Source organism: Curtobacterium sp. 179-B 9B NHS (genome assembly GCF_045370965.1).
Lineage (GTDB): Bacteria > Actinomycetota > Actinomycetes > Actinomycetales > Microbacteriaceae > Curtobacterium.
In genome coordinates, this window is sequence record NZ_JBIQDQ010000007.1 from 25325 (window position 1) to 44628 (window position 19304).

Sequence of the window (19304 nt, forward strand, 5' to 3'; positions counted from 1 at the left end):
GATGGATCTGCCAGTCCTGTGGTTCGCGATCGTCGGACTGTTCTTCGTCGGGTACTTCGTCCTCGACGGGTTCGACTTCGGTGTCGGGATGTCCCTGCCGTTCCTCGGCAAGGACGACACCGACCGCCGTGTGCTCATCAACACGATCGGCCCGGTGTGGGACCTCAACGAGACCTGGGTCATCGTCGCCGGGGCCTGCCTGTTCGCGGCGTTCCCGGAGTGGTACGCGACGATGTTCTCCGGCTTCTACCTCGCCCTGCTGCTCATCCTCGTGGCGCTCATCGCCCGCGGGGTCTCGTTCGAGTACCGGCACCAGCGGAAGCACCCGGAGTGGAAGCGCCGGTTCGACCTGATGATCATCGTCGGCAGCGCCGTGCCGTCGTTCCTGTGGGGCGTCGCGTTCGGCAACGTCGTCCGCGGGATCCCGATGGACGCCGGGCACAACTTCACGGGCACGTTCCTCGACCTGCTCAACCCGTTCGCGCTGCTGACCGGCCTCGCGACCCTGATGGTGTTCTTCACGCACGGCGTCGTGTTCGTCGCACTGAAGACCGAGGGTGAGATCCGCGTGCGGGCGAAGCGCCTGGCGACCCGGGCGGGCGTGCTGACGATCGTCGTCGGTGCCGCGTTCCTGGTGGCGATGGCGTTCGTGCGGGCGACGCCGGCGAGCCTGGTGCTCTCGGTCGTCGCGGCACTCGCGCTCGTCCTCGCCGTGCTCTGCACCGCGTGGGGCAAGGAGGGGCGGGCGTTCACGCTGATGGCGGTCACGATCGCCGCCGTGGTCCTGGCGATGTTCACCGCGATCTTCCCCGACGTCATGCCGGCGTCGAACGACCCGGCCAACAGCCTGACCGTGGTCAACGCGTCGAGCGGGCAGTACACGCTGACGGTGATGAGCTGGGTCGCGCTGATCTTCGTCCCGCTCGTGCTGGCCTACCAGGCCTGGACCTACTGGGTGTTCCGCAAGCGCGTCTCGCGGGCCCACATCGACCAGGCCGCGCACTAGGGGCTCCCGGTGAAGCCGCTCGATCCTCGTCTGCTGCGCCTGTCGCGTGCCGCGCGCTGGTCCGTCGTCGCGTCCGCGGGGACGGGCCTGGTCCGCACACTCGCGACGATCGGTGTCGCGTGGGGGATCGCGGCGGCCGTCACGCTCGGCGTCGACGCGGTGCGCGACGGCCGGCTCCCGGAGACGTTCGTCCCGACGCTGGCGCTGCTGGCCGGTGCGTTCGTCGTCCGTGCCGTCGCCGCGTGGGCGACGGACGACCTGGCGGCGCGGGCCGGGGCGACGGTGAAGAGCGAGCTCCGTGCGACCGTCCTCTCCCGGGCGGCCGAGCGCGGACCGTCCTGGCTCGCCGCCCGGTCGAGCGCCGGCTTCGCCACGGCGCTCGGCCCCGGGCTCGACGCCCTCGACGCGTACTTCGGGCGGTACGTCCCACAGCTCGCGCTCACCGCCGTCGCGACCCCGGTGCTCCTCGTCGCGATCGGGCTCGGTGACCTGACGAGCGCGGTCGTCATCGTGCTCGCGATGCCGGTGATCCCCGTGTTCATGGTGCTCATCGGTCTGGCGACCCAGGCGCAGCAGCGGCGGCAGGCCGACGCGCTCACCCGCCTCGGCGGCGCCTTCACCGAGGCGGTCGAGGGCCTCGCCACCCTCAAGGTGTTCGGACGTGCCCGCCGCCAGGTCGACCGCATCGGCACCGTCACCGACGAGTACCGGCGCGGCACCATCGGCGTCCTGCGCCTGTCCTTCGTCAGCGGCTTCGCCCTCGAACTCGCCGCGAGCCTGTCCGTCGCCCTCGTCGCGGTGTCGATCGGCGTCCGACTCGTCGACGGCTCGCTCGGCCTCGGCGCCGCGATGTTCGTCCTGGTGCTCGCCCCGGAGGCGTTCGCACCCCTCCGCCAGGTCGGCGCCGACTTCCACGCCGCCCAGGACGGCGTCGAGGCGTCCGGCGCCGTGCTCGACGTCCTCGACGACCGGGGACGCGACACGTCGACCAGCGCACCCGCGCCCGGCGCCCCGGCCGCCGCGGCCACCGACCTGGTGCTCGAGGGCGTGGTGGTCCGTCGCCCCGACGTCGTCGTCGGACCGCTCGACCTGCGCGTCGCGCCCGGCACCGTCGTCGCCCTCGCCGGGCCCAGCGGGTCCGGTAAGTCCAGTCTCATCGCGGCGATCCGGGGTGTCCTCGCCCACGACGGCACGGTGACGGTGCCCGGTCCGGCCGACGCCACCCGCGCCGACCGCACGACCTGGGGTGACCAGCGTCCGCGCCTGGTGCGCGGCACGGTCGCCGAGAACGTCGCCCTGCACACGCGACCCGACGACCACGACGTGCGCCGCGCCCTGGGCGAGGCGGGGCTGGGTGTCGAGCCGAGCCTCCCGGTCGGACCCGGGGGAGCCGGTCTCTCGGGCGGTCAGGCGCAGCGCGTCGCGGTCGCCCGGGCCCTGTACCGGGCGCGTCGCGCCCGCACCCCGCTCGTCCTGCTCGACGAGCCGACGTCGGCCCTCGACGCCGACGCGGAGCAGATCGTCGTCGACGCCGTCCGGTCGCTCGCCGCCGACGGCGCGGTCGTCGTCGTGGCGAGCCACCGCCCCGCCGTGCTGGCCGCCGCCGACGTCCGCGTCGACCTCCGCCCCGGCGGAGCGGTGACCGTGACGCACCGACAGGAGGCACGCTCGTGAGCCGGGAGGCCCGTCCCACCCCCGTCCTGCGGCTGGCGCTCCCGCACGGGGCCGGCTGGGCGAAGGCGGTCGCCGCCGGCACGCTCAGTGCGGTCTGTGCGGTGGCGCTCCTGGCGGCGAGCGGCTACCTCATCACCCGCGCGGCCGAGCAGCCGCCGATCCTCTACCTGACGCTCGTCATGGTCGGGGTGCGTGCGTTCGCCCTCGGCCGGGCCGCACTGCGCTACGTCGACCGGCTCGCCGGGCACGACGCGTCGTTCCGGCAGCTCGCCGTCGTCCGGACCGAGATGTACCGACGGCTCGCATCGGTCGCGCCGGCCGGGCTCGGGGCGACCGGGCGCGGCGACCTGCTCACCCGGCTCGTCACGGACACCGACCGGCTGCAGGACCTGCCGATCCGCGTCGTCGGCCCGCTCGTGTCGGCCGGGGTCGTCGCCCTGCTCTCCGTCGTCGCGGTCGCGGTGGTCTGGTGGCCCGCGGCGGTGGTGCTCGTCGTCGCCCTCGCCGTCGCCGCGCTGCTCGGGACGGTCACGACCCTGTCCGTCGCGCGGCGATCGGACCGCGAGACGGCGGCCGAGCGCGGACGGGTCGCGGACCTGGTGCTCGACACCGTCCGGACCCTCGACGTATTCGCCGCGTACGGCACGCTGCCCGACCGCCTCGCCGGCATCGCCGCGCTCGACGCCCGTGTGACCCGCGCCGTCCGGCGTCGTGCGACCGTCGAGTCGCTCGTCGGGGCCCTCGTCGGCCTGGTCGGTGGCGGCGCCGTCGTCGGGGTGCTCGCGGTCGGTGCTCCCGCGGTCGTCTCGGGCGCGCTGGACGGACCGCTCTGGGCGCTCGCCGTCTTCGTGCCGCTCGCACTCTTCGAGGTCGTCGGCGGGGTCCCGCTCGCCGTCCTGACGCTGCGTCGGGTCCGCGCCGCCGCGGAACGGGTCGAGGGGGTCGTCCCCGCGGAGCTCCCGGCCGGCATCGTGCCGGAGCCCGACGTGCCGGCCGACCCGTCGGACCTCGTCGTCGGCGGGCCGGTGCGGGTGGCGCTGCGGGACCTGACCGTGCGGTGGCCCGGCGCGTCGACGCCCGCGGTGGACCGGGTGTCGTTCGACCTGGACCCGGGTGAGGTCGTCGTGCTCGAGGGGCCGAGCGGCGCCGGGAAGTCCACCCTCGTGGACGCCCTGGTGCGGTTCGTCGACCACGAGGGGTCGTACACGCTCGACGGGGTCGGGACGCGGTCGATGCACCCGGACGCGGTGCGCGCACGGGTCGGGCTCGTGGAGCAGGACCCGTTCATGTTCGACCAGTCGGTGCGGCAGAACCTGCTCTTCGCGCGGGACACCGCGACGGACGCCGAGCTCAGCGACGTGCTCGACCGGGTCGGGCTCGGCCCGTGGGTCGCGGGGCGCGGTGGGCTCGACGCCCCGGTGGGGGAGCGCGGCGGGCTGCTCTCCGGCGGGCAGGCGCACCGCCTCGCGCTCGCCCGGGCGCTGCTGCACGCGTTCCCGGTGCTGGTGCTCGACGAGCCGACCGCGGACGTCGACCCCGACCTCGGCGACGCGGTGCTCCGCGACCTCGTCGGTGCGGCGCGGCGGGCCGGACGCACCGTGCTGGTCGTGTCCCACGTGCCGGTCCCGGCCGACCTGGTGGACAGGACCCTGCGGATGCGTGACGGGCGCCTCGCCGAGGGGTGACCGCCTGCCGGACGGAGGATGCGTCGGCGGGACCGGGGCGGGCCTCCAGGCCTTGTACCCTTGGTGATCGTGACCACCGAGCACTCCACTGCGAACGCAACCGAGCACCCCGCCGGACCCGCAGCCGTCGATCCCGACGCCTACGACTTCCGCCGCATCCAGGAGAAGTGGCAGCCCCGCTGGGAGGAGCTCGGCCTCTTCACGACCGACCTCGACGACTCGCGCCCGCGCAAGTACATCCTCGAGATGTTCCCGTACCCGTCCGGCGACCTGCACATGGGGCACGCCGAGAACTGGGCACTCGGCGACTTCGTGGCCCGCTACTGGCGGCAGCAGGGTTTCAACGTCCTGCACCCCATCGGCTGGGACTCCTTCGGCCTGCCCGCCGAGAACGCGGCGATCAAGCGCGGGGTCGACCCGGCGCAGTGGACCTACGCGAACATCGAGCAGCAGAAGGCCTCGTTCAAGCGCTACGCGCCGTCGTTCGACTGGACGACGGAGATCCACACGTCGGACCCCGAGTACTACAAGTGGAACCAGTGGCTGTTCCTCAAGATGTACGAGAAGGGCCTGGCCTACCGGAAGGACAGCTGGGTCAACTGGGACCCGGTGGACCAGACCGTGCTCGCGAACGAGCAGGTGCTGCCCGACGGCACCTCGGACCGTTCCGGCGCCGTCGTCGTCAAGAAGAAGCTGACGCAGTGGTACTTCGCGATCACGAAGTACGCGGACCGGCTGCTCGACGACCTCAACCAGCTCGAGGGTCGCTGGCCGGCGAAGGTGATCGCGCAGCAGCGCAACTGGATCGGCCGTTCGGTCGGCGCCGACGTCGACTTCGTCATCGAGGGGCACGACGAGCCCGTCACCGTGTTCACCACACGTCCGGACACCATCCACGGGGTGACGTTCCTCGTCGTGGCGCCGGACTCGGACCTGGCGGCGTCGCTGGTCTCCGCCGCCCCTGACGACGTGCGTGCCGACTTCGACGCGTACCTGACCGCGACGCAGAAGACCTCGGAGATCGACCGGCAGAACGCCGACCGGCCGAAGACCGGCGTGCCGCTCGGCCGCTCCGCGATCCACCCGCTCACGGGGGAGCGCCTGCCGATCTGGGCCGCCGACTACGTGCTCGCCGACTACGGCCACGGCGCCGTGATGGCGGTCCCGGCGCACGACCAGCGCGACCTCGACTTCGCCCGGGCCTTCGACCTGCCCGTCAAGGTCGTCGTCGACACGAACCAGCCGGTCACCGGTGCGATCCCGGTCATCCCCGAGGGGGCGACGCTCGAGGACCTGCCCGCGCTCGACCCCGTCTCGACCGGCGAGGCGCTCACCGGCCAGGGCCGGATGATCAACTCCGGGCCGCTCGACGGCATGTCGAAGCAGCACGCCATCACCGCGGCGATCTCCCTGCTCGAGGAGCGCGGGACCGGCCGGGCCGCGAAGACCTACCGCCTGCGCGACTGGCTCATCTCCCGTCAGCGCTTCTGGGGCACCCCGATCCCGATCATCCACGGCGCCGACGGCACCGAGCACCCGGTCCCGATGGACCAGCTGCCGGTGCGCCTGCCGTCGACCGAGGGCCTCGACCTCAAGCCGAAGGGCACCTCGCCGCTCGGTGGAGCGACCGACTGGGTGAACGTGCCGAACCCGGTGGACGGCACCCCGGCGCTCCGCGACACGGACACGATGGACACCTTCGTCGACTCGTCGTGGTACTTCCTGCGCTTCCTGTCGGCCCAGGACGACACGCAGGCGTTCGACCCCGAGGCCGCTCGGAGGTGGGCGCCGGTCGACCAGTACATCGGTGGCATCGAGCACGCGATCCTGCACCTGCTCTACGCGCGCTTCGTCACGAAGGTCCTGTTCGACCTCGGCTACCTCGACTTCACCGAGCCGTTCTCGGCGCTGCTCAACCAGGGCATGGTGCTCTCCGGCGGCTCGAAGATGTCGAAGTCGAAGGGCGGCGTCTCGCTCGGCGACGAGCTCGACGCGAACGGCGTCGACGCGATCCGCCTCGTGATGGGCTTCGCCGGGCCGCCGGAGGACGACATCAACTGGGAGGACGTGTCGCCGTCGGCGTCGGCACGCTTCCTCGCCCGCGCCTACCGCCTGGCGCTCGACGTCACCTCGGCACCGGACGCCGTCTGGGCCGACGGTGACCGTGCCCTGCGCCAGGTGACGCACCGCTTCCTGGCCGACGCGCCGGGGATGATGGAGGCCTTCAAGTTCAACGTCGTGATCGCGCGACTGATGGACCTGGTGAACGTCACCCGCAAGGCGATCGACAGCGGCCCCGGCGCCGGTGACCCCGCCGTGCGCGAGGCCGTCGAGACGATCGCCCTCGCCCTCGCCGTCTTCGCCCCGTACACCGGTGAGGAGATGTGGGAGAAGCTGGGCTACGAGGCCACGGTCGCCACGTACGGCTGGCGGAAGGCGGACCCGACGCTGCTCGTGCAGGAGACGCTCACCGCGGTCGTGCAGGTCAACGGCAAGGTGCGCGACTCGTTCGAGGTGTCGAAGTCGATCGAGGCGGACGAACTCGAGCAGCTCGCGCGGGCCTCGGCGAACGTGCAGCGGTACATCGGTGACCGCGAGATCGTCAAGGTCATCGTGCGGGCGCCGAAGCTCGTGAACATCGCGATCAAGGGCTGACGGCTCCCGGAGTCCTCCCCACCTGACCGGCCCGGCCGGTCCCTCCACAGGAGGGGCCGCCGGGCCGTCGTCGTCCCCGTGGCGGGACCTACCGTGCCGGGCATGACTGCTTCGTCTCCTGGAGGACCCGGTGCCGACGGGTCCTGGGCGTCCCGGTTCGCGCTCTCGCCCCGGGCGGCCGTGGTGCTGGCCGCCGTGGTGGTCGGGCTCGCGCTCGTGGTGGTCGCGATCGGGACCCTCGGGACGCGATCGACGGCCGGGGTGACGGTGACGAGCGCACCCTCGACGGCGCCCGGCCGACCGGATCCGGGTCCGAGCACGGACGCCACGGGCGGCGCTCCCGGGTCCGGATCGCGCTCGGGATCGGCGAGTGCCGCGGCGGTCACCGTGTACGTGCTCGGCGCGGTGGTCCGGGCCGGGGTCGTCGAGGTCCCCGCCGGGACCCGCGTGGACGGCGCGCTGCAGCGAGCGGGGGGAGCCACGGCCGACGCCGACCTCGCCCGGCTCAACCTCGCCCGTCCGGTGGTGGACGGAGAACGCCTGTACGTGCCGCGGGTCGGGGAGACCGAGGTGCCCGAGGCGCTCCGGCCGGACGCGCCGGGTGCCGGGGGCGGGAGTGCCGCCGTCGGGGGTGGTGCCGGCGGCGCGGACGACACGGGCGCGGCCGTCGTCGACCTCAACACCGCCGACCAGCCGACGCTCGAGACCCTGCCCGGCATCGGCCCGGCACTGGCTGCCCGCATCCTGGCGTGGCGCGAGGAGCACGGCGGGTTCACGTCGGTGGACGACCTGCTCGAGGTCAGCGGCATCGGCGACACCCGCCTCGCCGAGCTGCGGGACCGGGTCCGGGTCTGAGTCGTGGAGGTGCAGCCGAGCCTCGTCGACCTGCGCCTGGCGGGACCGGTGGCCGTCGCGTGGGTCGAGGCGGCACTGCTCGTCGGGGCGCCGGGGCTCGCGTGGTGGTGCGCGACGACCGCGGCGACCGCCGGCACCGTGGTCGTCCTGGCGATCGTGGTGCGGGGCCGGCGTGGGCGTGCAGCGCTGTCCGGCGGTAGCGGTGGTCTGCTGGGCGGCGTGCTGGGTGGCGTGCCGGGTGGCGTGCTGGGCGGCGTGCTCGTCGCGGCAGCGTGCTGCCTGCTCGTCGCGGTGGCGGTCGGTGTGGGCGCGGCGGCGCGGTCGCCGCAGGCGCTCGCCGACCGTGCCGGACGGACCGTGGCCGTCGAGGTCGTGCTGACCCGGGACCTCGCCGCCTCCGATCGGTCGACCACGGGCACGCTGCGGTCGATCGGTGACGTGGGCGGGCTCGAGGTCCCCGTGCGCGTGGTCCCGGCCGGGCGTCTCCGTGCGTCGGCCGGAGCAGTGCTGCACGCCCGGGCGACGGTGCAGACCGACGACGGCGGCGCACCGACCGCGGCGGTGGTGTTCCTGCGCGGACGTCCGACGAACCTGCCGCCGACCGGTCTGCTGGCAGCGTCGGAGCGCGTGCGGCAGGACTTCACGGCGGTGACGCGCGACCTGCCCGAACCCGGCGGCGCGCTGCTGCGCGGGCTGGCGATCGGGGACCGCAGCGGACTCGACCCGGCGACGGAGTCCGCGATGGAGACGACCGCGCTGACCCACCTCACGGCGGTCTCCGGCTCGAACTGCGCCGTCGTCGTCGCGCTCGTCGTTGCCGGGTGCCGGGCGCTCGGGCTCCCTCGGGTCCTCCGGGCGGTCGCGGCCGTCGGGTTCCTGGTGGCCTTCGTGGTGCTCGTGCGACCGGACCCGTCGATCGTGCGTGCCGCGGTGATGGCGGTGGTGGTCCTGGCGGTCCGTCTGTCGGGCCGACCGCTCCGCGGGGTGCCGCTCCTGGCGCTCACCGTCCTCGGCATGCTCGTGGTGGACCCCTGGTACGCCCGGGCGCCCGCGTTCGCGCTGTCGGTCCTGGCTACCGGCGGCATCATCGTGCTGGCACCGCGCCTGACCGCCCTGCTCGCGCGGCGGTGGTGGCAGCCCCTCGCTGCGGCGGTCGCGATCCCCGTCGCCGCACAGCTCGCCTGCTGGCCCGTGACGGTCGTGCTCGCCCCGACCCTCCCGACCTACGCGGTCCCGGCGAACATGCTGACGGAGCCCCTCTCGCCCGTCGTCACCGTCGGCGGGCTCGCCGCGTGCGTGCTCGCTCCCGTCTGGCCCTGGGGCGCCGCGGTCGTCGCGCACGTGGCCTGGGCTCCCGCGGCGGTCATCGGTGCCGTCGCGCACGGGGCGGCCGCACTGCCGGCGGCGACGCTCGACTGGCCCGCCGGACCGGTCGGAGCCGCGACGGCGGGGCTGGTCAGCCTGGCGGTCGCCGGTGCCGTCCTCGTGGATCCTCCGCGACGGACGTGGGCGCTGGTCGCGGCGGGGACCGTCGTCGCGATCGGGCTCGGACTCGTGGCCGTCCCGCGGCTCGTGGTGCGCTCGACCGTGCCGGGGGACTGGTCGGTGGTGGCGTGCGACGTCGGGCAGGGTGACGCCGTCCTGGTGCGCGACGGCGCCGGTCCGGTCGCCCTCGTCGACACCGGGGACGACGAGGAACTGCTGCTGCGGTGCCTCGACCTGGTCGGTGTCGACCGGGTCGACCTGCTCGTGCTGACCCACTTCGACCGTGACCACGTCGGCGCGGTCGGGGCGGTGGCGGACCGGGTGGCGAGGGCGCTCGTCGGTCCCGTCGGACGGCCCGAGGACGAGCGGGTCGTCGGGACGCTCGAGCGGGCCGGGGTCGAGGTCCGGACCGCGGACGACGGCACGTCGGGCACCCTCGGCGCGTTGCGCTGGCGGGTGGTGTGGCCGCGCGCGGGATCGTCAGCATCGGGCAACGACGCGAGTGTCGTCCTCGAGACCACCGCCGACGGACCCTGCCCGACCTGTGTGTCCGGGGTGTTCCTCGGCGACCTCGGGGAACAGGCCCAGCGCCGGCTCCGACCGTTGGTCGAGGCGCACCCGGACGTCGTCAAGGTCGCCCACCACGGATCGGCCGACCAGGACCCGGCGTTGTACCGACAGCTCGCGGCGCCGATCGGACTCATCGGCGTCGGCGCCGACAACACCTACGGGCACCCGACGGCGTCGGCGCTCGACGCCCTCCGTGCCGCGGGGACGACCGCGTTCCGCACCGACGAGCAGGGCACCGTCGTGGTCTCGCGATCGGCGGACGGGTCGTTGCAGGTCTGGACCGAGCGGACGGCGCCGGCCACGACGACGGGGGTCCGTCCGGCGGGCGGTCCGTCTGTGGCGGCCCGTAGGATCGGAACAGGCCCCGACCAGCTCGCTCCGGGGCCGACGGAAGGAACGTATGCCCGCCAAGAAGCCCACGCGCGCCGCCGCGAAGATCGACCAGGTGCCGTGGTCCGGTGTCCGGCCGGCGCCCGTCGTGCTGGTCACCGGTCCCGAGCAGTTCCTGGCGGAGCGGGCGAGCAGCGTCCTCCGTGACCTGCTCGTCGGCGAGGACCCGGCGCTCGAGGTGCACGACCTCGAGGCAGACCAGTACGCCCCCGGCCTCCTGGCGACGCTCGCGAGCCCGTCGCTCTTCGGCGAACCGCGGCTCGTGCGGGTGACGAACGTCGAGAAGTGCACCGACGCCTTCATCACCGAGACGATCTCCTACCTGCAGGCGCCCGCGGACGACGTCACGCTGGTCCTGCGACACGGTGGGGGCATGCGCGGCAAGAAGCTGCTCGACACCATCCGCAGCGGGGTCGGCGGCGGCGTCGAGGTCCAGTGCGACGAGCTCAAGCGCGACACCGACAAGATCGACTTCGTCAACGCCGAGTTCCGGGCCGCCCGGCGGAAGATCGCGCCCTCGGCAGTCCGCACGCTCGTCGCGGCGTTCTCCGACGACCTCGCGGAGCTCGCGGCGGCGTGCCGGCAGCTGCTGGCCGACGAGGCCGAGGAGATCACGGACCGCACCGTCGACAAGTACTACGGCGGTCGCGTCGAGACCAACGCGTTCAAGGTCGCGGACATCGCGCTCGCAGGACGCTCGGCTCCGGCGATCGTCGAGCTGCGGCACGCCCTCGCGACGGGGGAGGCGCCGGTGCCGATCGTCGCGGCGTTCGCGAGCAAGATCCGCACGATGGCCAAGGTCAGCGCCTTCCGAGGGCCGAGCGGCCAGGCAGCATCCGCACTCGGCATGGCGCCGTGGCAGGTGCAGCGCGCGCAGCGCGACGTCGCCGGGTGGAGCGAGGCCGGGTTGGCGAACGCGATCACGAGCATCGCGGCGGCGGACACGGCGGTGAAGGGCGGCTCGCGCGACGCGCAATACGCGCTCGAGGTCATGGTCCGCACCATCGCCCGTCGCGGCGAGGAGCGCTGAGGCGGGACGCGCCTCCAGGCCGCACCCGGGCGCCGAGCCGCGGCCGCCAAGCCCGTGCCCGCTCGTGCCGGTGCGGCGCCCGTGCACGCGCCCGCTCGTTCTCGCACGGGACGAACCACGGATCCGACATCGAACCAGCACCATCGGCTGGTTCGATGTCGGATCCGTGGTTCGATCCGCACGGGGTACCGCGCGCGGCGACGAGGCTGCGGCACAACGAGAAGCACCTCGCGCCACGGATCTCCGTGGCGCGAGGTGCTTCCGGTTGTTCTCGAGCGAGTCGCGCCGCGGCCGACCAGGCGCTGCCGCCGCGCTGCCGCCACGAGCGCGGCGCCGCTGCCGCCGCGGCGCCACGAGCGCGCCGCGCGGCCACCACACCGCCCCGCCCGGACACGCCCCGCAACGACGAGAGCCCCGCACCATCGGTGCGGGGCTCTCGTGCAGGTGTCAGACGCTCAGAGCGCGGAGACCTTCTTGGCGATGGCCGACTTGCGGTTCGCCGCCTGGTTCTTGTGGATGACGCCCTTGCTCACGGCCTTGTCGAGCTTCTTCGACGCGAGGGCAAGCGCTGCGACGGCCTTGTCCTTGTCGCCGGCGACGACGGCCTCGTTCGTGTGGCGGATGACCGTCTTGAGCTCCGAGCGGTAGGCCTTGTTGCGCTCCTGGGCCTTGAGGTTGGTCTTGATGCGCTTCATCTGCGACTTGATGTTCGCCATGCGTGTTGCTCCTTGTTCGTCTGCTACGGGTGGTCGCGACGTCGGGTAGAGGGGCCCTCTGTCGCATCGCGTTCCACCCGTGGGCGGGGAACGCGGAAGCCAGCCACCAACCCTACCAGCAGACCCACGGACCGCCAAAGCCCCGACGCGCCGCGCTTCCTCGCAGGGCCCCACGGCGGAAACGCCCTCGCAACACGGACGGGCTACCGTGACGAGGTGCCATCCCTCGCTCCACGCATCGACTCCGTCCCCGCCTCCGGCATCCGTCGCGTCTACGAGCAGGCGGCCCTGCTGCGAGCCGACGACACCGACGTCGCGATGCTCGTGATCGGTGAGCCCGACGTCCCGGTCGCGCCGCACATCGGCGAGGCCGCGCGCCGCGCGTGGACCGAGGACCGCACGGACTACACGCCGAACGGCGGCATCGCACCGCTCCGTGCGGCGATCCGCGACAAGCTCCGTCGCGAGAACCGCATCGAGGTCGACGTCGAGCAGGTCTGGACGACGATCGGCGCGACCCAGGCGCTGTTCCAGGCGATGACCCTCGTGCTGAGCCCCGGGGACGAGGTCCTGGTGCCCGACCCCGGCTACACGACCTTCACGATGAACGCGCACATCATCGGTGCCACCCCCGTGCCGTACCGGCTCGAGCCGCAGCACGACTTCGAACCCGACCTCGCGGCACTCGAGGCGAGCGTCACCGAGCACACCCGTGCGATCGTGGTGAACTCGCCGTCGAACCCGCTCGGCTCGGTGTTCGGCGAGGACACCCTGCGCGCGCTCCTGGCCCTGGCGAAGCGGCACGACCTGTGGGTGATCAGCGACGAGGTCTACGAGTACTTCACCCACGGCACGCGTCACGTGAGCATCGCGGCCCTCGACGACGACGACCGGGTCTTCACCGCCTTCTCGCTGAGCAAGACGTACGCGATGACCGGTGTCCGGGTCGGCTACCTGGTGACGCCGAAGGGCATGGGGCCCACGATGCGCACGACGCAGGAGGCGATGATCAGCTGCGTCGCGGAGCCGGACCAGTGGGCGGCGCTGGCGGCGATCGTGGGCGACCACCAGGCGGTGCAGGACGCACGCGAGCACTACCGAGCGAACCTCGCCGTCGCGAAGGAGGTCCTCGACACAGCGGGCATCCGCTACCTCGACCCGCGCGGCGCCTTCTACCTGTGGATCGACGTCTCGCACGCGTCGCAGGGCGACGTCGCTGAGTGGGCGCTGGCGTTCCTGCACCGCGAGCACGTCGCGGTCGCGCCGGGCAGCGCCTTCGGTCGGTCCGGTGAGGGGTGGATCCGGGTCTGCCTGGCCGCGACCGTCGACGACCTCCGTCGCGGCCTGGGAGCGCTGCCGGCGCCCGCCAGCGTGACCGTCTGACGGACGGGAGGCCCGTGACGGGCACGACCACGCGCCTCCGGTCCGTCCTGCACACCGTCCAGGGCCCCGGCGCGCCTCCACAGGTCGGCCTGTGGTGCGCGCTGCCCGTGTGCAACCGTGGGACAATCGTTCGACCGCACCGACCCCCTGAGGAACCGTGAGCCCACAAGCATCCGCGCCGCTCGAGCCCGCCGCGACCCCGGCCGAGGCGATCCGCAACTTCTGCATCATCGCGCACATCGACCACGGCAAGTCCACGCTGGCCGACCGCATGCTGCAGATCACCGGCATCGTCGAGGAGCGGGCGATGCGTGCGCAGTACCTCGACCGCATGGACATCGAGCGCGAGCGCGGCATCACGATCAAGTCGCAGGCCGTCCGCATGCCGTGGGAGCTCGACGGACAGACCTTCGCCCTGAACATGATCGACACCCCCGGGCACGTCGACTTCTCGTACGAGGTCTCGCGCTCGCTCGCGGCGTGCGAGGGCGCGATCCTGCTCGTCGATGCGGCGCAGGGCATCGAGGCCCAGACGCTCGCCAACCTGTACCTGGCGCTCGAGAACGACCTCGAGATCATCCCGGTCCTCAACAAGATCGACCTGCCGGCGGCCGACCCCGACAAGTACGCCGCCGAGCTCGCGCAGCTCATCGGTGGCAAGCCGGAGGACGTCCTCCGCGTCTCGGGCAAGACCGGTGTCGGTGTCGCCGAGCTCCTCGACCGCGTGGTCCGGACCGTGCCGGCGCCGGTCGGCGACGTCGAGGCGGCCCCCCGCGCGATGATCTTCGACTCGGTCTACGACAGCTACCGCGGCGTGGTGACGTACGTCCGGATGATCGACGGCACGATCCACCCGCGCGAGAAGGTCCAGATGATGTCGACCCGGTCGACGCACGAGATCCTCGAGATCGGTGTGTCGTCGCCCGAGCCGAAGCCGACGAAGGGACTGTCGGTCGGCGAGGTCGGCTACCTGATCACCGGTGTGAAGGACGTCCGGCAGTCGAAGGTCGGTGACACGGTCACGACGGCGCAGAAGCCGGCGACCGAGGCACTGCCCGGGTACACGGACCCGAAGCCGATGGTGTTCTCGGGGCTGTACCCGATCGACGGTTCCGACTACCCGGACCTGCGCGAGGCGCTCGACAAGCTCAAGCTGTCGGACGCGGCCCTCGTGTACGAGCCCGAGACCTCGGTGGCGCTCGGCTTCGGCTTCCGCTGCGGCTTCCTCGGCCTGCTGCACCTCGAGATCATCACCGAGCGCCTGTCGCGGGAGTTCGGCCTCGACCTCATCACGACGGCCCCGAGCGTGATCTACGAGGTCACGAACGAGGACACGACCGTGACCGAGGTCACGAACCCCTCCGAGTTCCCGGGCGGTCGCATCGTCGAGGTCCGCGAGCCGATGGTCCGCGCGGCGATCCTCGCGCCGAAGGACTACGTCGGCGCGATCATGGAGCTCTGCCAGTCGCGACGCGGGTCCCTGCTCGGTATGGAGTACCTGGGCGAGGACCGCGTCGAGATCCGGTACGAGATGCCCCTCGGCGAGATCGTGTTCGACTTCTTCGACCAGCTGAAGAGCAAGACGCAGGGCTACGCCTCGCTCGACTACGAGCCGACCGGCGACCAGGCCGCTGACCTCGTCAAGGTCGACATCCTGCTGCAGGGCGAGCGGGTCGACGCGTTCAGCGCGATCGTCCACCGCGACAAGGCGTACGCGTACGGCACGCTGATGACCGAGCGTCTCCGCAAGCTCATCCCGCGGCAGCAGTTCGAAGTGCCGATCCAGGCCGCGATCGGTGCGCGGATCATCGCCCGCGAGAGCATCCGTGCGATGCGCAAGGACGTCCTGGCGAAGTGCTACGGCGGTGACATCACCCGCAAGCGCAAGCTCCTCGAGAAGCAGAAGGAGGGCAAGAAGCGCATGAAGATGGTGGGTCGCGTCGAGGTCCCGCAGGAAGCCTTCATCGCAGCGCTCTCGGGCGACGTCGAAGAGAAGAAGAAGTAGCCGCAGCGAGCACGAGCAGCACGACGGAGCCCCGCCACGAGCGGGGCTCCGTCGTTCCCGGATCCGCTCGTCCCGGTGCGCGAAGCGGACGAGATCGGGGCGCAGTCCGCCGGGGGTTCGGGGGCGGCCGGCCTGGTCCTCCGCGGATGCGGTGGGTGGACCGGGCAGTCTGCCCGCACTCTGGGGGACCGGGCAGGTCACCCGATCTGTACGGTCGCATCTGTACCGAGGGCGACTGAAGACCCCTCAGTTCAGGGTGGACCCGGCCGCCCGGACCGTGCGTGCTCCTGCGCCACGGCGCTCGAGGACCCGGGGTGCACACGGAGGTGCGAACCACGATGTCCCGTCACGCAACGACCGTCCCCCGCGCACGGCGCCGACGGTCCGAACTCGTCCTGGTCGCCGCCGGCGTCGCTGCTGCGGTGGTGCTCGCCATGAGCTTCAGCGGCACGCTGTCGGTCTTCACGCAGGCCTTCCTGCACGGCACCAACACGGTCGCGACCTCGACCATCCAGATCGTGGAGACGACGGCGGACGGTTCGCCGGGTGCGTGCACGACCGCGGCCGACGGCACGGCGAGCTGCACCGACCCGGACCTCTACGGCGGCCAGTCCCTGCGACCAGGGGGCCGGTCGGAACCCCAGACGATCTTCTTCGAGAACACCGGGACGGCGACGCCCACCGGCTTCCGGCTGACCGGCGGACCGTGCGCGACCACGCCCGAGAGCGGGTCGGACCTGTGCCGCCAGCTCGTCGTGAAGATGACCTGGCGCGGCGCCGACGTGCTGCCCGCGTCCACGACGCCCGCGTACCTCGCGGCGAACGCGATCACGCTGCCCTACCCACCCGCCGCAGGCGAGCGCTACCCGCTGGCCGTGCAGGTCTCGCTCCCGGACGGGGCGACCGCGCCGACGTCGGGTGTGACCCTCTCACAGGCCCTCACGTTCACGTTCTCGGCCTGACGGTGCCGTCGTGGGAAGGCACTCGACGATCGTCCCGCGGGCTTCGGTGCGCACGGGCTGGCTCCTCACGGCGGCGGGACTCGTCGCCTCGGTCGCCCTCGCACTGACGGCGACCGGCACGACGTCGGCGTACACGGCGTCGATCTCGAACACCACGAACACCGCCAACACCGTCTCGATCGAGATGACGCAGGGCCCTGACGCCTCGACCGTGGCGTGCAGGAGCACCGCCACGGCCACCACGACCTGCTCGACCGACCTCTACGCGGGCAAGGACCTCCGGCCGGGGGACACGACGCGCGGCACCTCCACGGTGATCAGGAACACCGGAGGGGTCGCCGCGTCCGCCTTCTCGCTCACCCCCGGCACCTGCATCGGCACCGTCTCGACGTCGAACAGCATCTGCTCCTGGTTGCGCGTCACCGTGACGTGGACGACGCCGACGGGGACCACGACCGTGGTCTCGGGGGAGAGCGCCGCGGCGGTCGGCGGGCGGACCTTCCCCGTCAGCCCGGCGCCTGCGGCCGGTCAGGGCGGTACCGCCGTCGTGTCGGTCGCCCTCGACCCGGCGGCTCCGAACGACTCGCAGGCGCAGAGCATGAGCCAGTCGCTCGTGTGGACGTTCACCGCATGACGGTGGCGGAGACCGGGGACGCGATCGGCGTCCCCGCGACTGGTCGCCGGCGTGCTCCCGGCCGCGCGGTGCGGGTGCGGCTCGTCGCCACCGCCGCCGTCGTCCTGCTCGTGCTGCTCGGTGTCGGGGCCGCGACGGCCGCGGGCGTCCGGACGTTCGACGTCCGGACGCCGTCGATGGGCCGCACGGCACCCGTCGGCTCGCTCGTCGTCACCCTGCCGCCCGGACCGGACCGGCTGGCCGTCGGCGACGTCATCACCTTCGTCCCACCGGTCGCCGAGGGCGGGGGGACGGCGCCTCGACTGCCCTACACGCACCGCATCAGCGCGGTGGAGGACGGCGCGTTCACCACCAAGGGCGACGCGAACGGTGCTGCCGACGGCTGGACCGTCAGCCGCGCTGACGTGGTCGGCAGGGTCGTCGCAGTCCTGCCCGGTGCGGGGTGGGCGCTCCGCATGCTGCCGTGGTCCGTCGGCGGGGTCGGTCTCGTCTGGCTCCTGACCGGGCTCCTCGGCGCGGGCGCTCCGCGGACCGCCGCTCGCCTGCTCGGCTCGGCCGCGGTGCTGGCCGGCGTGGTGACGGTCTTCCGACCGTTCGCCGCCCTCGTCGTGACCGGCGTCGACCCGGGGACGCGGCCGGTGGCACACGTGGTCTCGACCGGTCTGCTGCCGATCCGGGTGGTCGGACCGTCCGGTGCGTCCGACCGGCTCGTCAGCGGTGCCGTCGGTCAGGTGCCCCTGCCTCCGGGGTCGGACGGCGCGGTCGCGCTCGCCGCTCGACTCGACCTCTCCCCGCTCGGTTGGGCGGTGCTCGCCCTGCTCTGCGCCGCACCCCTCGTCGTCGGGGCCCTCCTGGCCCGGTCGCAGAGCCTCCGTGTCCCCGATCCCGGGCACACGGAGGACCCTGCGACGGACCTCCCGGCGGTGTCGTCGTGAGTGCCAGGACGGCGGGCGTGCTCACCGGGGCGCTCGTCGTGGCGCTCACCGTGGCGACCGGTGTCACCACGACGGCCGATCCCACCCTCGCCGCGTACACGGCGGCGTCGTCGAACCGGAGCACCGCGAGCACGGTCGGTGACTACGCCCTGACGGGCCTGCCGTTCCGTGACTCCTTCGCCGGAGGGCAGGGGGCGTGGAGGACCTACGGCGGCTCCTGGACGACCCGGACGCAGTTCGGCTACGGCACGTTCACCGAGACGGCAGGCTCCTCCGACGGGCCCAAGGCCGTCACGGGTGACCCGTCGTGGACGGACTACACGATGCAGGCGGACGTCCAGGTGAACAGCGGGACGAACGCCGGGCTCCTGGTCCGCGTCACGGATCCCGCTCCGGGTGCCGATGCGTTCACGGGGTACTCGATCGGTCTGGACCGGACGGACAACACGCTGTCGATCAGCCGGACGAAGCACGGTGCGACGAACCGACTGGCGTCCGCGACGATCCCCGGCAGGCTCGCGAACGGACAGTTCTACCACGTGGTCGTGCAGGCCGCCGGGTGCGGCATCACCGCCTGGTCGACCACCGTCGGCGCGAACGACTGGACGCGGGCGAGCGTCTCGGAGTCGTCGGCCGACTGCCTGACGTCGGGCGCGATCGGGCTGCGCGGCAACGGCAGCGCAGCCGGCTACCGCTTCGTGACGGCCACAGCGGGTGCCCTCGCACCCTCGCTCGCGGCGGACCCGTACAACTCGACCCTCGCCACGGGCCGGTTCGAGGACGGAGCGCCCGCGCGGGTGTTCGGGGGCACGTGGGCGATCGACCAGCAGGAGGAACGGATCCGCAGCACGGCCTACGCGAACACCGGGGACAAGCAGGTCCTGAACCGGGTCTGGGGCGACATGACCCTGACGGGCGACGTGCGCCTGATGCGCACCCCGAGGTCGGGCAGCGACGCGGGTCTCGTCGTCCGGGTGAACGACCCGTCCACGGGGATCGACTCGATGCGCGCCTACTCCGTCGGCATCACCGCGACCGGGATGACCATCGGCGAGCACCGGTCGCCCGGGTTCGTCGGGTCGTTCGTGTCCTTCGGTCGGACGGTGCAGGCCGAGGAGTGGTGGCACCTCACCGTCGAGGCGGTCGGCTGCACGATCACGGCCACCGCGTCACCGGCCGACGGCGGGACACCCGTCCAGGGTCGCGTGTCCTTCGGTGCCTGCTCGTCGACGAGCGGCGCGGTCGGGATCCGCGAGCAGGGCACCGAGGCCGAGTGGCGGAACCTCGCCGTCACGCCACGCTGACACAGGTCGGGCCGA

Annotated in this window: 14 protein-coding genes; 13 read left to right on the forward strand and 1 reads right to left on the reverse strand. The window is 72.8% G+C overall.

The annotated features are described in order from the left end of the window. Position 1 precedes the first annotated feature (1 nt). From cydB to holA, 7 genes are all read left to right on the forward strand, one after another. A complete protein-coding gene (gene cydB / locus ACH0A8_RS08100; protein WP_066653819.1) occupies positions 2–1006 on the forward strand; it encodes a cytochrome d ubiquinol oxidase subunit II in 1005 nt (334 codons plus the stop codon). Between the two features lie 9 nt (positions 1007–1015). Beyond that, positions 1016–2680, forward strand: a complete 1665-nt coding sequence (gene cydD, locus ACH0A8_RS08105; protein WP_406906967.1) for a thiol reductant ABC exporter subunit CydD — start codon at positions 1016–1018, stop codon at positions 2678–2680. Then, positions 2677–4365 carry a thiol reductant ABC exporter subunit CydC gene (cydC, locus tag ACH0A8_RS08110; RefSeq protein WP_406906968.1) on the forward strand — a complete coding sequence of 563 codons (1689 nt, stop codon included), beginning with the start codon at positions 2677–2679 and terminating at the stop codon, positions 4363–4365. Before cydD ends, cydC begins: the two co-directional genes overlap by 4 nt. Before the next feature lie 63 nt (positions 4366–4428). Beyond that, positions 4429–7020 carry a leucine--tRNA ligase gene (gene leuS, locus ACH0A8_RS08115; protein ID WP_400337837.1) on the forward strand — a complete coding sequence of 864 codons (2592 nt, stop codon included), beginning with the start codon at positions 4429–4431 and terminating at the stop codon, positions 7018–7020. Positions 7021–7122: 102 nt separating this feature from the next. Further along, positions 7123–7875 (forward strand): ComEA family DNA-binding protein, encoded by a 753-nt coding sequence (locus tag ACH0A8_RS08120; RefSeq protein ID WP_209683039.1) that lies wholly within the window; start codon positions 7123–7125, stop codon positions 7873–7875. A 3-nt stretch (positions 7876–7878) separates the two neighbouring features. Then, positions 7879–10467 carry a ComEC/Rec2 family competence protein gene (locus tag ACH0A8_RS08125; protein ID WP_406906969.1) on the forward strand — a complete coding sequence of 863 codons (2589 nt, stop codon included), beginning with the start codon at positions 7879–7881 and terminating at the stop codon, positions 10465–10467. Beyond that, positions 10376–11350 carry a DNA polymerase III subunit delta gene (gene holA, locus ACH0A8_RS08130; RefSeq protein ID WP_406906995.1) on the forward strand — a complete coding sequence of 325 codons (975 nt, stop codon included), beginning with the start codon at positions 10376–10378 and terminating at the stop codon, positions 11348–11350. Before ACH0A8_RS08125 ends, holA begins: the two co-directional genes overlap by 92 nt. 455 nt (positions 11351–11805) lie before the next feature. On the opposite strand, the gene rpsT is transcribed toward holA, so the two are convergent. Further along, positions 11806–12066 carry a 30S ribosomal protein S20 gene (gene rpsT, locus ACH0A8_RS08135; protein WP_058729393.1) on the reverse strand — a complete coding sequence of 87 codons (261 nt, stop codon included), beginning with the start codon at positions 12064–12066 and terminating at the stop codon, positions 11806–11808. Positions 12067–12282: 216 nt separating this feature from the next. Between rpsT and ACH0A8_RS08140 the strand changes: the two genes are divergently transcribed. From ACH0A8_RS08140 to ACH0A8_RS08165, 6 genes are all read left to right on the forward strand, one after another. Next, positions 12283–13449 carry an aminotransferase class I/II-fold pyridoxal phosphate-dependent enzyme gene (locus ACH0A8_RS08140; RefSeq protein WP_209683034.1) on the forward strand — a complete coding sequence of 389 codons (1167 nt, stop codon included), beginning with the start codon at positions 12283–12285 and terminating at the stop codon, positions 13447–13449. Between the two features lie 157 nt (positions 13450–13606). Beyond that, on the forward strand, positions 13607–15454 hold the full coding sequence (gene lepA / locus ACH0A8_RS08145; RefSeq protein WP_406906970.1) for a translation elongation factor 4: 1848 nt from the start codon (positions 13607–13609) through the stop codon (positions 15452–15454). Between the two features lie 338 nt (positions 15455–15792). Then, positions 15793–16416: a hypothetical protein gene (locus ACH0A8_RS08150; RefSeq protein WP_144411281.1), complete on the forward strand. Its 624-nt coding sequence runs from the start codon at positions 15793–15795 to the stop codon at positions 16414–16416. Positions 16417–16426: 10 nt separating this feature from the next. Further along, the gene (locus tag ACH0A8_RS08155) at positions 16427–17050 is read left to right on the forward strand and encodes a hypothetical protein (protein ID WP_209683031.1); all 624 of its coding nucleotides are present in this window, start codon (positions 16427–16429) and stop codon (positions 17048–17050) included. After that, positions 17047–17985 carry a S26 family signal peptidase gene (locus ACH0A8_RS08160; protein WP_406906971.1) on the forward strand — a complete coding sequence of 313 codons (939 nt, stop codon included), beginning with the start codon at positions 17047–17049 and terminating at the stop codon, positions 17983–17985. The genes ACH0A8_RS08155 and ACH0A8_RS08160 overlap by 4 nt, the downstream gene beginning before the upstream one ends. After that, positions 17982–19289, forward strand: a complete 1308-nt coding sequence (locus ACH0A8_RS08165) for a family 16 glycoside hydrolase (protein WP_209683026.1) — start codon at positions 17982–17984, stop codon at positions 19287–19289. The genes ACH0A8_RS08160 and ACH0A8_RS08165 overlap by 4 nt, the downstream gene beginning before the upstream one ends. The last annotated feature ends 15 nt before the right edge of the window (positions 19290–19304 follow it).

Bases quoted from the DNA above. Each gene is read 5' to 3' on its own strand.
- rpsT (WP_058729393.1), bottom strand. From the start codon at position 12,066: ATGGCGAACATCAAGTCGCAGATGAAGCGCATCAAGACCAACCTCAAG.
- ACH0A8_RS08160 (WP_406906971.1), top strand. From the start codon at position 17,047: ATGACGGTGGCGGAGACCGGGGACGCGATCGGCGTCCCCGCGACTGGT.
- ACH0A8_RS08120 (WP_209683039.1), top strand. From the start codon at position 7,123: ATGACTGCTTCGTCTCCTGGAGGACCCGGTGCCGACGGGTCCTGGGCG.
- ACH0A8_RS08150 (WP_144411281.1), top strand. From the start codon at position 15,793: ATGTCCCGTCACGCAACGACCGTCCCCCGCGCACGGCGCCGACGGTCC.
- cydB (WP_066653819.1), top strand. From the start codon at position 2: ATGGATCTGCCAGTCCTGTGGTTCGCGATCGTCGGACTGTTCTTCGTC.